The sequence below is a fragment of the Taibaiella koreensis genome (genome assembly GCF_003545715.1).
Classification (GTDB): Bacteria; Bacteroidota; Bacteroidia; order Chitinophagales; family Chitinophagaceae; genus Taibaiella; species Taibaiella koreensis.
Genome location: NZ_QVNU01000009.1, coordinates 130,946 through 145,251 on the forward strand (window position 1 = coordinate 130,946; position 14,306 = coordinate 145,251).

Sequence of the window (14,306 nt, forward strand, 5' to 3'; positions counted from 1 at the left end):
AAAGACATGAACCGATACAATTGGTATATCAGCAGGCTGAAGACGATGTCCATACCCGAAATAGGATTCCGGACGAAGCAATATGTCCAAAAGAAAAAAGAGCAGTATTCCAGGAATACACCAGCAAGCCATGTGGATTACGCCGCTGTATACCAGCAGGCCCTGACATCTGTTGCTTACGACATCCCCGCATCGGCGCTGGAATCGCTGCGGGACTATCATAAACTTTACTTTTTCGGTACCGAGCTCGATCTGAACGGGGCCATTGACTGGCACCGTGATCCTTTGACCGGCAAGCATTTTCCACGCCAGTTTACCAAGAGCATAGCAGCCACTTCGGAAAAGTATGGCATCGCCAAAGCAGTCCTGGAGGTGAACCGCCTGCAATTCCTGGTGCCTATGGCCCTGCAGTTCAGGATGACGGGGGATAGGGGTCTGTTACAACGGTGGATGGAGATAGTAGCCGATTGGGCGAATAAAAATCCCTATCTCGTTGGGATCAACTGGTACAGCAATATCGAGGTGAATATAAGGCTGGTGGTATGGTACTATTCGTGGCAGATACTGGCCAGCGATACAAGCGTAGCCGGCGATCCGCAGTTCCGTTCTTTTTGCGAGCGAATATGGTTGCCCCTGGTCTATCAGCATTGTCTGCACAGCCACAACAATCCTTCCCGTTATTCATCTGCCAATAACCACCTGATATCAGAATATTCCGGCCTTTATCTCGCTGCTACCTGCTGGTGTTTCCCCGGCGCCGAAGCCTGGCGAAGCACCAGCAAGGCAGGTCTCGAGGCTGAGATACAACGACAGCATAGCGCTGATGGCATCAATAAAGAGGAAGCCTCGGAGTACATCCAGTTCATTACAGACTTCTTGTTGCTGCCTTACCTGGCAGGAGAACAATACAACGATCCTTTCTCACCGGGATACCGGGAAAAGCTGATCAGGATCATCTGCTATATCGATCAGCTTCTCGACCGGGAAGGTAATTTCTTACGCTATGGCGATGAGGATGATGGCAGGGTCTTATGGCTGGGACTGGAACCGCATTTCAATAATTTTTATAGCCTCCTTGTTGCTGGGACCGTGCTTAGCGGTGATGGCGGGGTTAAGGCAAGACGGGGCCTGCAATGGGACCTGAAAAACGGGTTGCTTTTTGGGGAAAAAGGTAAAAGGCTTTTTAATGAAGCCAAAGCTACCGGCGCCCTTGCGCAGCGCAGCGCCTTTTATAAAGAGGAAGGGCATTTCATTTTCCGCAAGCAGGAAGGTGAGCAGGAAATATTATTTCACTTTGATGCGGCGCCGTTGGGTTACCTGTCTATCGCTGCGCATGGTCATGCCGATGCTTTGTCCGTTATGCTGCATCTCGACGGTATGCCTTTGCTGGTAGACCCCGGAACCTATACTTACCATGCATATCCCGCCTGGCGGAAATACTTTGCGGGTACCATGGCGCACAATACCATTTCTGTCGACGGACAGGATCAGGCTTTGCTTGCCGGTGCAATGATGTGGCTGAAACATTATAACGTTACGGTGACCGACGGGGCACAAACGGAGGACAGGGAAAGTGCTTCTGCTTCGCACGACGGCTACGTCGCTCTCGGGATAAGACATACCCGGCATGTGTCGTTCCAAAGAGATGAAGACCTCTTCCTGATAACGGATAGCATCGAAGCCGAGCAGGATGTGCTGCTTTATCACCCCTGGCACTTTCACCCGGCAACCGAAATAACGCGGACAAAGGACGGCAGCTACACGGCCCGGCGTACCGGCGGAGCGCGGCAGCTTTGTATCCTTTTTGACCCTGCATGGCAAATCGAAAGCCATAAGGGAGCTGAAGCACCGCTTTGCGGCTGGTATTCGCCTTCGTTCCTTGTTAAGGAACCGGGCGAAACCCTGCTGGCCTCTATACGGCTCAATAAAGGAAGCTACCAGTGGATAACCCAATTAAAAATACAGACCTGCTCATGAACAACGCTATATTCTATTTATTGAAGAAAACACTGCCGAAATCGCTAAAAGCGAGATTGAAGGCAATGCAGAAAAAGAAGCGCGAAAAGCAGATCGCGTCCTATAAAGAGTCGGGGCAGGTCATTTCGGGCGCTATGCTGGAAGAGCAGCTAACTGCTTTGGGTATAAAGCGGGGCGATTCGCTGCTGGTACACAGCAGTCTTAGCCGTATCGGCTATGTAGAGAACGGACCTGCGACTGTATTGACGGCGCTCAGCAATGTTCTGGGAGAAGAAGGGACTTTACTGTTGCCGGTTTATCCCTTCACCAGCGATGTGAAATCTTATGTAGCCGGAAATCCGGTCTTTGATGCAACGCATACGCCCTCTGGTATGGGAAAAATTACAGAAGTATTCCGTAAGCAGGAGGGTGTTTTCCGCAGCCTTCATCCTACGCATTCTGTAGCAGCAAAAGGACCATTGGCCGAATACTACACCGGCGGCCATGCCGGACAGCTTACCCCCTTTAATAAGCAGTCGCCGTTTTTCAGATTATCTGCAAACAAAGGAAAGATACTGCTGCTGGGCGTTTCATTGGATTCACTCACCAATTTTCATACGCTAGAGGACGCCCTTGATTTTCCTTACCCGGTTTACGAAGAGCAGGCTTATGAGCTGCAGATGATCGATGTTGATGGAACCCGTTCGATAACGAAGACCCGCGTGCATAATCCCGAAATGTCTGTTAAGCGGCGATGCAATGACTTTTTTGACCTGTTTACACGCGAAGAAGTGCTGGTGCCGGGGATGGTTGGTATTAAGGAATGTTACCTGCTTGATGCCGAAAAACTGCACGATTGTATGGTCCGCAATTTCCTGGAAAAAGGGATCACTATGTATACGCCTAACGGAAAATAAATGAAACGTCTCTTTCTGACCCTCGATTATGAGCTCTTCTTCGGTACGCGTACCGGATCGGTTGCCCGTTGCCTCATTGAGCCTACGGAAGCGCTGCTACGCATTACCGATGCCCATGACCTAAAGATCGTTTTCTTTGTCGATGCCGGCTACCTGGTTGCCTTGAAGAGACAGATGGGTGATTGCCCTGCTCTGCAGCAGGATTATGAAACAGTAACAGCCCATCTCCGGGCATTGAGCGCCGGTGGGCACGATATACAACTGCATATTCACCCGCATTGGGAAGATAGCTTTTACGATACCGCCCGGCAGCAGTGGGACATCGATATATCGCGGTATAAGCTGGCCGATTTTGACGAGGTACAGATCGACGACATTGTCAGGCGCTACAAAGCGGAGCTGGAGCATATCAGCGGAAAGGAAGTATTTGCCTATCGTGCCGGGGGCTGGTGTATTCAGCCATTTCATAAGCTGAGCAAGGCTTTCCGGAAGCACGGCATTTGGCTGGACAGCACGGTTTTTTACAATGGCAATGCCGACTCGGAGGCGCATGCCTTTGACTTTAAAGGTGCGCCGGAAAAGACGGTATGGCAGTTTGACCAGGACCCGGTCGTTGCGCAACAAGGAGGTTTTTTTACAGAAGTCCCTATCGCAGCATATAAGGTAACACCCCTGTTCTTTGCCCGGTTTGCCCTGGCCAAAAAGAAAGGAGGGGCACAGCATAAGGCCTTTGGCGACGGCAGGTCGATTGCACAAAGCCGTTCCTGGATCATAAAGAAGTTCCTGGGCGCTTCCTACTCAGTAGTGTCGATCGACGGCTATAAATCAAGCTACCTGGCCCGCGCCTATCGTCAATGGCGTACCGGTAAGGATAACCTCAATTTTGTGATCATCGGTCATCCGAAAGCGTTTACACCTTATTCATTAACCAAATTCAAACAATTCCTGGAGGCATACCGGGCAACCTTTTCACCGGCTACGTTTCAAGAGAACAAACACGAAATAACCCAATCAATGTAGCGTACACAACCGAACCAATCAACACAATAACCAATTTTAAAGAACCATGTTAACCGCTCCCACATCGTACCCCAGGAAGGTGCTGCTGGTATTCGGCACCCGTCCGGAGGCTATCAAAATGGCGCCTTTGTACCTGGAGCTGAGCAAACATCCCGATGAAATAGAGGTGGCCGTATGCCTTACGGCCCAGCACCGGGAAATGCTTGACCAGGTCATCCGCTTCTTCGGCATACCGGCCCGTTACGATCTTAACCTGATGAAGCCAGGGCAGAACCTGCATAACCTTACGGCAGCTATTATTGAGGGCATGAAGCCGGTACTGGAAGATTTCCGGCCCGATTATGTATTCGTTCACGGCGATACGACCACCTCCATGGCGGCAGCGCTGGCGGCCTTTTACAGCGGCGCCAAAGTAGGCCATGTCGAAGCAGGTCTGCGCACTTTCAATAAGCAGTCGCCCTTCCCCGAGGAAATGAACCGCAGTATCACCGGCCGCATTGCCGACATTCATTTTGCACCCACACAGCAATCACGGGAGAACCTGCTCCGTGAAGACATCGCTGAGCAGCATATTGTCGTGACCGGCAATACGGTGATCGACGCACTGCAGCATGGCCTGCGCCTGATCGAGGAAGCGGAGCCGGAGTCGGTACGATTGCTGAAACAGCAGCTACCGATGCATCGTGATGTGATCCTGGTGACCGGGCATCGCCGCGAAAATTTCGGCGAAGGCTTCCTTAGCATTTGCCGGGCGCTGAAGCGGATCGCGGAGCATGCCGATGCCGAGATCGTTTATCCGGTACACCTCAATCCCAACGTACAGGGCCCGGTATACGAGCTGCTTTCGGACGTCAGCAACATTCACCTCATAGATCCGCAGCCTTACGAATCTTTTATCTGGCTCATGAACAAGTCCCGCCTCATCATTACCGACAGCGGTGGTGTCCAGGAAGAGGCGCCTTCGCTCGGCAAGCCTGTGCTGGTGATGCGCGATACCACCGAGAGACCGGAGGCTGTAAGCGCCGGCACGGTGATCCTGGTGGGTACCGATGAAAACCGTATCGTAAAGGAAACGCTCGACTTGCTGTACGATACCGAACGTTACGACCGTATGGCAAGGCTGCACAATCCTTACGGCGACGGAAAAGCTACAAAACGAATCGCTCAATTTTTACTAACGAACCATAAACATGAATACGTCTCCTAAATTTGAACATATTTGCGTGGTAGGCCTGGGTTATATTGGTCTTCCCACTGCTGCATTGCTGGCCAACCGGGGCTTCCAGGTACACGGCATGGATGTGGTGCCCCACGTTGTCGAAACCATCAACTCCGGCGCCATCCATATTGTGGAGCCTGAGCTGGATACCTTCGTGGCCGCCGCGGTCAACAGCGGTAAGCTGAAAGCTTCTACACAAGCGGCGCCGGCCGACGTCTTTATCCTGGCGGTGCCCACACCTTTTCATGAGGGATACCGGCCCAATATCGATTACGTGATCCAGGCTACCCGTTCGATAGCCCCTTTTGTCAAAGAGGGCAACCTGGTAATCCTTGAATCCACTTCGCCGGTAGGTACTACCGATAAGGTAGCGGAAACATTGGCAGCAGAAGGGATCGATACCAGCAAGATCTTTATCGCACATTGCCCCGAACGCGTGCTGCCTGGTCACGTGATGCAGGAGCTCATCGCCAATGATCGCATCGTGGGTGGTGTAACCCCGCGTGCTACGGAAGTGGCGGTGGCTTTTTACCGGAAGTTTGTAAGCGGCGAAGTGTTGCCTACCGATGCCAAGACAGCAGAGCTGTGCAAGCTGGTGGAGAATTCTTACCGCGACGTCAATATTGCCTTCGCCAACGAACTCTCCATGATCTGTGAGACTGCCGGCATCAACGTATGGGACCTGATCACGTTGGCCAACCGGCATCCGCGTGTCAATATCCTGAAACCCGGTCCTGGTGTTGGCGGTCATTGTATTGCCGTCGATCCCTGGTTCATCGTTTCGGCCTACCCGGAGCAGGCCAGGATCATTAAAGCGGCAAGGGAGATCAACGACTACAAAACCGAGTGGGTGATCGAAAGAATTAAGAATGAAGCCTCGTCCTTTGAACTGGCCATCAAGCGTAAGCCTGTGATCGCCTGTCTGGGCCTGGCTTTCAAGCCCAATATCGACGACCTCAGGGAAAGCCCTGCGCTGGAAATATACAAGGCGCTGAAGCAGACAGAGTTCAAGATATTGCCGATAGAGCCCAATATTTCCAGCATGGACAATGACGAGTTGTACACCAAGGAGCATGCGATCGAGCATGCCGATATCCTGTGCTTCCTGGTGGCCCACAAAGAATTCAACAATCTGCTGAACGGCAAGAACCTTTCTTTAAAAACGGTATTAAACTTCACGGGTGTATGACCACACATAATGGGGACATCGCTACCATAGCGTTGATGGATTGCCCTATTCACAGCCTTACTATGGCCGAGACAGTAGACCGTATCGACAAAGCCATTGCCGGGAAGAAGCCTTTGCATCATGTGGTTGTCAATGTAGCCAAGCTGGTCAATATGCAGCGGAACCCCGAGCTGAAGGCGTCTGTGGTCGCCAGCGACATCATTAACGCCGATGGCCAGGGGGTTGTATGGGCTGCGCGTCTGCTGGGCCGGCCGCTTCCCGAGCGGGTGGCCGGTATCGACCTTATGGGCAATCTTGTAGCGCTGGCGCATGACAAAAACTACCGTATCTTTTTTTTCGGCGCCAAGGAAGAAGTAGTGAAAAAGGTGGTAGAAAAATATTCAGAACAATACTCACCCGCGATCATCGCCGGCTATCGTAATGGCTACTATACGGCAGCCGACGAACCATCGATTGCCGAAAGCATTGCCGCCAGCGACGCCGATATCCTGTTCGTTGCCATTACCTCGCCAAAGAAAGAGATCTTCCTCAATCAGTATAAAGATATCATTCAAACACCGTTTATTATGGGCGTTGGTGGTTCGTTCGATGTAGTGTCCGGCATTACCAAGCGTGCCCCGCTATGGATGCAGCGCGCCGGCCTGGAATGGTTTTTTCGGGTACTGCAGGAGCCGCGGCGCATGTGGAAGCGTTACCTGGTCACCAATACGCTTTTCCTCGGCTATCTCGTCAGGGAATGTTTTCGCAAAAAGAAACCTGTAGCCGCAGTATAAATCGATCCAAACATGCAAACGATGATCAAAAGATGGGCATTGCTGGTAACCCTGGCCTGCTGTGCGGGAACGGTAAAAGCACAAGCGCCGGACGATACGGCTGGCAGGTTTCATTACGGACTATCGGTAATGGCGATAGGCGCCAGCAACGGCCAGGTGCCTTTCTGGATGCGCAGTAACCAATATGGCAGCATTCCGTTGGATGGTGTTTCGGGATCGCTTTCGGGTTATGTATTCCGTGACTATAAAGAGCGGACGCAAGACTGGAAGCCCGACTGGGGTGGTGCTGTGGAGGCACGCACCAACCTGGGCAACCGGGCGCAGCTAATCCTCGTGGAAGCCTATCTTAAAGCCCGGCTGAATATATTTGAAATAAAAGCGGGTCGCTCCCGCGATCGTATGGGCCTCGTAGACAGCAACCTCTCCAGCGGCGCTTTTTCCGTATCGGGCAATGCCTTGGGCATTCCCAAGCTGGAGCTTAGTATTCCCGACTACTGGAAGGTACCGTTTACTAACGGCGTTTTATCTATAAAAGGCAACTTTGCCATCGGTTATATCGGTTCTATCGGCACTGAGACCAATTTGTATATGCCCGGCGTTAACGCCGATACCTGGTATCATCAGAAATCGTTTTACGGCAGGTTGGGAAAAGACAGCTGGAAGGTAAAGCTCTACGGCGGCTTCAACCACCAGGTATTCTGGGGCGATGAGAACAGATATTACCACGACTGGGACCTGGCGCCTTTGCCTACCGCTTTCAAAGCACTCACTGGAACTACTTATCATGGCTCCAAAGTGGGTAATCACCTGGGCTCGATCGACCAGGGTATAGAGATAGACCTCAGCCGTGTTAAGATCAATGCTTACCACCAGTTCTTCTACGATGTAGGCGGTTTGTACCACCTCAGCAACATCAAGGATGGATTATGGGGACTTAGCCTCACCAACGGACAGGAACAGAGCAAGGAGACCATAGGCTGGCAAAAAGTGCTGGTTGAATTCCTCTATACCAAGAGCCAGGGCGGGGAGCCCAATGCTAAAATAACGCCCTCCGGCGACGAGAACTATTATAATGGCATGTATACCGAAGGCTGGACCTACCAGCAGCAGAACCTGGGCTCGCCGCTGCTCACTAACCGGCAATATATGCGCGCCGGTTTACCACATGGCAGTGTTAACGACTATATCGTCAATAATCGTGTAATGGCATTTCATGCCGGTATTATGGGCAATTTGTACCGCTGGTCCGTTACTGCCAAAGCCACTTATTCGCTCAACTATGGTACCTGGGGATCGAGTCCCTTCGGCCATTCCGGCGCTGAGCTCCGTAGTCCGGGGCCGCCTCCATACTTTACAAGAGTGAAACAATTCAGCGGCTATATCGAGGCGTCACGACCATTGAAGAACGGTTTCCGCATCGGTTTTGCGCTTGCCGGAGATCAAGGCGGCTTATTGTATAACAGTATCGGTGGCCTGATCAGCTTGAGCAAAGGGTGGTGATAGGGTGATTTTTGTGCATAATTAATTCTTTAATGCTTTCTAGTATTCTGATTTTCAGCCTGCAAGCTATGGGCTGATGGTATAAAATATTAGAGGTATATAAAATGCTGATTATTGGCACAGTTTTAGCAGCATTATAGGTGAATCGTTAGCCTAAAAGTTAGAACCATATGAATCAAACCATTGCTTTGTCCGCGAAAAATTTCTACTTTGATCATTTCACTGATAGATACCTGGATCCCGAACAGTTCGCCACAGAAATGAAGGCCGCTGCCGGAAGTTATATTTTTCTCGAAGACCGGATCCGCTTTATTAACGAAGTGCTGCGCCTCGGCCGCAGGGACCTCGATGCCCGCCATCCGGCTATCTATCACACAGAAGAGCAGAACAGGACTCTTATGGAATCCATCAGCCTGTTCTAGTTTCCTCCCCGCACAATACGTATTATTGTTATTGTTGCCGGGATTCGGAGGCTGGTTGTCTGCCGCTCAGGTTTGCGCTGGCGCTTAAACATTCTTCCTTTATTGTCGTCAAAGACGTTAGGGTGTATCAGAATAATGAGAAAGGGGCTGTCCAAAAATACGGACAGCCCCTTTTGTATTTATCCTTGATGAAGGCCATTAAGCATGTATGCAATGCTCTGGGACTCCATTTACCTTAGCCCTTTCGGATAGGCCCGATATCGTATCCGGCGCCAAAAGCGGGATGGGATTAACGTTGCTGTATCATCACTTTTTGCTGGAAGCGATTGCCGCCTGTTTCCAGCTGTAGCAGGTACATGCCGGCTGGCAGTTGTTGTAGCATGATATCGAAGCTGTTTTTGCCCGCTACGCCATTCGTCGTATAAACGGCGATCTTCCTGCCGGCTATATCGGTCAGCATCATTTGCGCAGCGGCAGCCTCAACTGCACTCCAGCGTACATGAAGCACATCACGGGCAGGGTTGGGATATACATTGAAACCCGCATTGGCGGCAAGGCCGCTTACATTGTTCAAGCCACCCTGTGAGGGAAGACCGGCATTGAAGCAAAAAGTCTTCACATCCTGGGTGCCAAATTGCCCGCCGCTGGCCAGCACGCTATTATCCGCATTCTTCCGCAAGGTATAGGAGCCGTTGCCGTAGGAGCAGCACATACCATCGCCATAAACGTCCTTCATGGTCAGTGTATAGCAGCCATTAGGTAGGCAAAGGGGAACTGTAATGGTAGATCCATCCGGCGAGCTGCCATAAGTGCCTCCGGAAGCCACCACCTGTGCGGCGCTATTCTTAATATCCCAGCTGGTTTCTTCAGGGTAATTATCCAGCACAATGGTCAGGGTAGCCGCGTTATCGGTACAGCCGGCCGGCGGTGTTGTACTGCAGTTGGAACCCAGGCAGGACGCTGCAGCCACCCGGTTACGGATCAGGTTGCCGGGTTGCGGGCCAAAGCCATTGCTGAATTTAATGCCAGTGGAAGTTAGATGACAATAGCTCATGATCGTGCCACCTACCGCAGATGAAGGAATAGGGGCGGAACAGCTGCCCTCGGGATAGCCGGCGGCAGCGCCGCAGCCATCGATCGCACCGCCGCTCCAGGCCGCGCAATTGTGGGTATGCGGTGAGCCCAGGTTATGGCCCATTTCATGGGTCATGCATTCGACCGACCAGGAATAGGTCGGTACATTGCTATAGCTTGCCAGGATTTGGCTGTACGCATAGCGATAAGAGCTGCATAAGGCATCCACCCAGGCGATACCGCCCATTGCGCCACCGCTGCGCACCGATACCAGGTGGGCGATGTCCCCGTTGAAAGTAGTGCGTGTACTACGGAAGGTATTCAATACCGAAGAGGTAGATGATGCCGTATAGTTATCCTGTGTGGTCCATACAAATACCTGCGAGATCGCCGTCGTGATCGATTCGTTGGCATAAAGCGTGGCGAGGTTGTTGAAGATCGCCGTTACATAATTGGTAGCGCCGGTTACACCTCCCTTGCTTTGATTGGTACGATAGTCGCACTCCAGGTATACCCTTACACATTTATCCGCTGTGGGGCGTGCGGCTTCAGAAAGATATTCCCTTATCTTTTCGGTATATCCCAGCGGCATTTCGGCATCACAGCTAAAGGAAGAGGACTGCTTCAGGTCCAGGTCAGAATAGAGAATGTAGTCATCCTGGCCGCTATTCTGCAGCCGGCCCAGCACCAGGTTACCCTTATCGGGCGTAGTGGCCACGCCTATGATCTCGTCTTTGAACACGCTTACGGCCACAACCGAGCCCTCCATTCCTTTTACTTTGCCACGATAATAAACACCCGGTGTATAGGATACCGGCTGGTTATTGCTGCTGCTGGTGCTCACAAAAAAGCCGGGAGCGAAGGGGCTTTGCTGTACCAGCTCCAGTTCCAGTTCCTGACCCGATTGCTGCGGTAAGGACAAGGTCAGTGCGGCAGGATGCTCGTTGTAGATACGAAGTGTTTGTTCCTGCTGCATCTGCAGATAGGTGGCGTTGTCGACCAGCGAGGCTGCGGCAGGCCGGGCAGCGCTGGTGTTTTTGGTAAAAGGAGTGAAGGTTTGCCTGAAGAGACCTTGTTCCCGTGCGGCATTTACCTGCTTGTCGATCGGTTGCTGCGCACGCAGGGGGTTGTACAATCCGCATATTCCCACTAACAATAAAGACCAATACTGTTTTCTCATAAGTAGCGTTTTTTACATGAAAGAATGTATTTTTTTATGCAAACGCCGGCTCCGGGTTGGTTATAAAGATGATGGTTCTTACAGACAAGGCATGCAAGTTTAGACGGTTAACAATAAGATTGGATCGTTTTCATAAGAGACAGGTTACAGGAACGATCCGGCAGGTTGCGCAACAAATCTAAGATTGCTTCATAAAAATAAACTACAGGTAAAAACCTGTAGCAGTTGCGGATAAATAGGCCCTCATCTTTCAAATGAAATAAAACGCTAATTTGCAGGTTATTAACGAGAGTGGGCTTTTAAAGGAACAGATTGGTTTAACAATACATTCTTTTTTAAGAAAGAATATTTTAATAAAATGATTGTTTTATTGTTGCAAAACACGCATTTTTAATGCCTGCATGATCATGCGGTATTCGCTGACAGGACCTTAGATAGCACTGTTTACTGATTATATCGGAGGTGATTTTTCGCTTATTGCGATAGATAAAAAATGTAACGCTGAAAGGCAGCAGGTATCCCAAACGTACTGCGAAAGGGCAATAGGGGGAAAACCATCTCCCAAATGGTGGATCGGGGTTCTGTTGAATGGGGTAGGGCTACGGCAAAAATAAGGTCCCAGGCTTTGTCACATCGAACGATTCGAAATGCAACAGGCCTGGGACCTTTGGGGCACTACGGCCCCTTTATCAGCAGTTATATATGGTGCTTTAACGCTGCTGCACCATTACTTTCTGCTGGAAACGGGCGCTGCCGTTATCCAGCTGCAGCAGGTACATGCCGGTGGGCATTTGCTGCAAGGGTATATCGAAGCTGTTCTTGCCTGCTACGCTGTTGACCGTATAGCTTGCGATCTTCCTGCCGGCAAGGTCGGTGAACGTGATCTGTGCGGCGCCTGTTCCGGTTCCGGTCCAGCGCACATGCAGCAGGTCGCGGGCAGGATTGGGATATACCATAAAGCCGGCATCGTTGAGGCTGCTTATATTGCTCATGCTTCCCTGTTGGGGCGGCATGCCTGCATTGAAACAGAAAGTTTTCACGTCCTGGCTGGTATATTGCCCACCGCTGGCCAGCACGGCATTGTTGGCATTATTCTTCAGTGTATAGGAACCGTTGCCGTAGGAACAACAGATGCCGTCGCCATAAGCATCCAGCATGGTGAGCGTATAGCAGCCGTTGGGCAGGCAAAGGGGAACGGTAATGGTAGATCCGTCGGGAGAGCTGCCATAGGTACCGCCTGATGCTACCACCTGCGAGGCGCTGTTCGTGATGTTCCAGCTGGTTTCTTCCGGATAATTATCCAGCACAATGGTCAGCGTCGCGCTGTTGGTAGTGCAGCCGGAAGTAGTGCAGGACGACAGGCAGGTAGCGGCATTGACCCGGCTGCGGATCAGGTTGCCGGGCTGGGGGCCAAAGCCGTTGTTGAAATTAATACCGGCCGAAAGCAGGTGGCAATAGCTCATGATCGTTCCGCCTACCGAGGGCGAAGGAACCGGGGCTGTACAGGTGCCTTCGGGATAGCCGGCTGCAGGGCCGCAGCCGTCGATCGCACCGCCGCTCCAGGCAGTACAATTGTGGGTATGCGGCGAGCCCAGGTTATGGCCCATTTCATGTGCCATACAGCCTACCGACCACGAATAAGTGGGCACGGTGCTGTAGTTGCTGTAGATATTGCTGTAAGCATAGCGGTAGGTATTGTTGCACAAAATATCGATCCAGGCTACACCGCCTATGTTCTGGCCGCCAAGCGCTGCCAGGTGTGCGATATCACCGTTAAAGGTGGTCCTGGTTGTGCGGAAGGTGTTCAGCGCCGTGTTGGAATTGGTAGTCGAATAGGGATCCTGGCTGGTCCATACCATCACCTGCGATACTGCTGTGGTGATCGACTCATTGGCATACAGCACGGCAATGTTATTGAACACCGCCGTAATAAAATTGGTGGCACCGGCCACGCCGCCTTTGTTCGTATTGAGTGCATAGTCGCATTCGAGAAATACTTTCACACACTTGTCGGCAGTAGGCTTTGCCTGTGCATTGAGGTATTCCCGCATCTTTTCGGTATAGCCGAGGGGCTCCACGGCCTGGCAGGGGGGCAGAGGTGGCGCATGCAAATTCATGTCTGAATACAGGATATAGCCGCCGCCATTGCCCTGGGCCTGCAGCCTGCCCAATACCAGGTTGCCCTGGTTGGGTGTGGATGCTATGCCGATAATCTCGTCTTCAAACACGCTGATCGCAACGGTGGTCTGTGGCATGCCTTTTACTATGCCGCGGTAGTATACTCCGGGCGTATAGCTTACCGGCTTATTGATATCGGCGCTGGTGCTCACAAAGAAGCTCTTATCCAGGGGGCTTTGCTGTACCAGCTCCAGCTCCAGCGGCGCTGCCGAGGCCACCGGGATGCTGAGGGTGAGCGCTTCAGGACGCTCACGGAAAAGACGTTGTGTTTGCTCCGGTTCCAGCTGCAGGTAAGTGGCATCGGTCACTACCTGGTCGGTTGCTCTCTTGGCCAGGCCCTGCTCCTCGTGGAATAAAGAATAGGTTTTGGTGAAAAGACCTTGCGTCTTTGCCTGGCTTACCTGCCGGTCGAGCGGGCGCAGATCATTGGTTTGGGCCATGGCTATGCCAGTACACAGGTACAGGCCAATGCCCAGGAGAATGGATAAACGTTGTTTCTTCATAAAACAGGTTTTGGTGTAGAAAAAAAAGGTTACCATAAAACGCCGGCTACCGTCAGGGCCATCGCCGATCCATGCAGGTAAAAGGTGGTATGCGAAGGGGCTCACAAACAAGGAATGTAAGTTTATACAATGAAAAGATTGGTTCCGGGCAGCAGGTTTTAAGGCAAAAGAGGGCAATGGCGTTGTGATAACCGGCGTTTAACAAATATATCCTCTCCAGGGGCGAAATGCTTCAGGTGAAAACCTGAAAGTCTTTCCAGGCTTATGTTTCGGTGAATTGGTGTTGGTGTAAGGGTTTAGCCGGCAGGGGTTTGCGTGCTGCTCTTCTGAGCCTGAAAGTATATTTTAACGTAGTTTATTCTTTTTGTAAGGGAA

10 protein-coding genes are annotated in these 14,306 nt (G+C 51.6%); 8 read left to right on the top strand and 2 right to left on the bottom strand.

The genetic code is table 11. The features are described 5' to 3' along the window. Positions 1 to 6 precede the first annotated feature (6 nt). The 8 genes from DZK30_RS23610 (at position 7) to DZK30_RS23645 (ending at position 8,996) form a co-directional block, all read left to right on the top strand. Entirely contained in the window at positions 7 to 1,977 is a 1,971-nt protein-coding gene (locus DZK30_RS23610) for an alginate lyase family protein (protein ID WP_118976665.1), read from the top strand. Then, positions 1,974 to 2,873, top strand: coding sequence for an AAC(3) family N-acetyltransferase (locus DZK30_RS23615; RefSeq protein WP_118976666.1), 900 nt, complete (start codon positions 1,974 to 1,976; stop codon positions 2,871 to 2,873). The genes DZK30_RS23610 and DZK30_RS23615 overlap by 4 nt, the downstream gene beginning before the upstream one ends. Next, positions 2,874 to 3,893: a polysaccharide deacetylase family protein gene (locus tag DZK30_RS23620; protein ID WP_205529553.1), complete on the top strand. Its 1,020-nt coding sequence runs from the start codon at positions 2,874 to 2,876 to the stop codon at positions 3,891 to 3,893. It abuts the gene before it with no gap. A 46-nt stretch (positions 3,894 to 3,939) separates the two neighbouring features. Then, positions 3,940 to 5,100 carry a non-hydrolyzing UDP-N-acetylglucosamine 2-epimerase gene (wecB, locus tag DZK30_RS23625; protein ID WP_118976667.1) on the top strand — a complete coding sequence of 387 codons (1,161 nt, stop codon included), beginning with the start codon at positions 3,940 to 3,942 and terminating at the stop codon, positions 5,098 to 5,100. After that, entirely contained in the window at positions 5,084 to 6,301 is a 1,218-nt protein-coding gene (gene wecC / locus DZK30_RS23630; protein WP_118976668.1) for a UDP-N-acetyl-D-mannosamine dehydrogenase, read from the top strand. Before wecB ends, wecC begins: the two co-directional genes overlap by 17 nt. Next, positions 6,298 to 7,074 carry a WecB/TagA/CpsF family glycosyltransferase gene (locus DZK30_RS23635; RefSeq protein ID WP_118976669.1) on the top strand — a complete coding sequence of 259 codons (777 nt, stop codon included), beginning with the start codon at positions 6,298 to 6,300 and terminating at the stop codon, positions 7,072 to 7,074. The genes wecC and DZK30_RS23635 overlap by 4 nt, the downstream gene beginning before the upstream one ends. Before the next feature lie 12 nt (positions 7,075 to 7,086). Next, positions 7,087 to 8,574, top strand: a complete 1,488-nt coding sequence (locus DZK30_RS23640; protein ID WP_118976670.1) for a capsule assembly Wzi family protein — start codon at positions 7,087 to 7,089, stop codon at positions 8,572 to 8,574. 170 nt (positions 8,575 to 8,744) lie between these two features. Continuing rightward, complete coding sequence (locus DZK30_RS23645; RefSeq protein WP_118976671.1) at positions 8,745 to 8,996, top strand: hypothetical protein; 252 nt, start codon at positions 8,745 to 8,747, stop codon at positions 8,994 to 8,996. Positions 8,997 to 9,285: 289 nt separating this feature from the next. On the opposite strand, the gene DZK30_RS23650 is transcribed toward DZK30_RS23645, so the two are convergent. Continuing rightward, on the bottom strand, positions 9,286 to 11,250 hold the full coding sequence (locus DZK30_RS23650; protein WP_118976672.1) for a M12 family metallo-peptidase: 1,965 nt from the start codon (positions 11,248 to 11,250) through the stop codon (positions 9,286 to 9,288). 710 nt (positions 11,251 to 11,960) lie between these two features. Then, positions 11,961 to 13,931, bottom strand: coding sequence for a zinc-dependent metalloprotease (locus DZK30_RS23655; protein WP_162903394.1), 1,971 nt, complete (start codon positions 13,929 to 13,931; stop codon positions 11,961 to 11,963). Positions 13,932 to 14,306: the final 375 nt, after the last annotated feature.